Raw genomic sequence first — 1,153 nt, 5'->3', positions numbered from 1 at the left:
ATAAAAGCATTGATTTGATTGGCAGAGTGAAATCGACGAATGTCACCAAGTTCGCCAATAATACTTGTCGCTGTGGTTTCGGCTATTCCAGGAATAGAGAGAAGAATCTCGTATTCTGGCAAAGATTGAGCTAATGTTACCATCTCCTCTAAAACACCTTGTCTGTGTTCAGAAAGCCTAAGTAACTCCCCTGCATAGTATTTGACCTCTTCTATCACTGGAGAGGTTTTCTTAACCGCACAATAAGACTGATTAGCTAGTTTTGTAAGCTTATCTACTAAGTAAGTCACACGTTTTTCAGAGATGCGTTTTGCCGTAGACTGACGGATGATAGCTGTTAATGTGGCGTCATCTGACTCCAGTACAAAACTATTACATGGAAAAGTCATGACCAAGTTCCAATATTGTTCCCCAGTTGGTGCCGACAATATGTTTTCCAATTCAGGAAAAGTGACCTGTAAAACCTTGTGCAGACGGTTTTTAGCGCAGACGATATCCTCAGTAAGATTCTGATAGAAACGGCTGAGATCGCGTAATTCTTGATAAAGCGCTTCTTGGACATAGCTTGGTTTACGATTGAGGATGAACTGAGACGCAGCTAGTTTTTCAGCGTCAATCTTATCGGTTTTACGTACTCGTAAGCTATCTAGTTGTTTTTTGGATTCTAAGGGATTGAGCCGTGTATAAGCGTAACTATTATCCTCAAAGAAGGCCTGAAGACGACGAGAATAGACACCAGTCGCCTCGAAGATAATCTCTGGCTCGTGAACAGTCTTCAAGTCCCCAAGTAGTCGATTAAATCCGATGGCATCATTGGGAATGGTATAGCCATGTACTTTTTCTCCATTGACCAAGATGGCCACTTCTGAGCTTGCTTTACTCACGTCAATCCCAAAAACTACTCGCATGATATTACCTCTTTGTCTTGAATGATTCCTTGCTTTAGTGATGTCATTTTCAATACTCGACGTTTTTCGTCCCACATACTTTGATAACATTCTTCCTAAAACAGGTGTCTTGTCAGTTTTAGTTACGACGTCTAGCGCCAAAGGACTTATCGACTTAACAAGACACCACTACTTTAACATAACGAAAAAGTAGTGAGTACTTTCTCCCGTCGGAGATTTCCTCACTACTAATCTTAGTATGTTTT

At 40.8% G+C, this 1,153-nt stretch carries 1 protein-coding gene; it reads right to left on the bottom strand.

Features of this window, described 5'->3' with window-relative positions:
• Positions 1–908: IS110 family transposase (locus M1R56_RS09990; RefSeq protein ID WP_282434709.1), on the bottom strand; the 908-nt coding region annotated here is incomplete at its 3' end.
• Positions 909–1,153 lie beyond the last annotated feature (245 nt).

The organism is Streptococcus sp. oral taxon 431 (assembly GCF_023115445.1).
Taxonomy (GTDB): domain Bacteria; phylum Bacillota; class Bacilli; order Lactobacillales; family Streptococcaceae; genus Streptococcus.
This window is presented reverse-complemented; position numbering and strand designations above follow the sequence as displayed.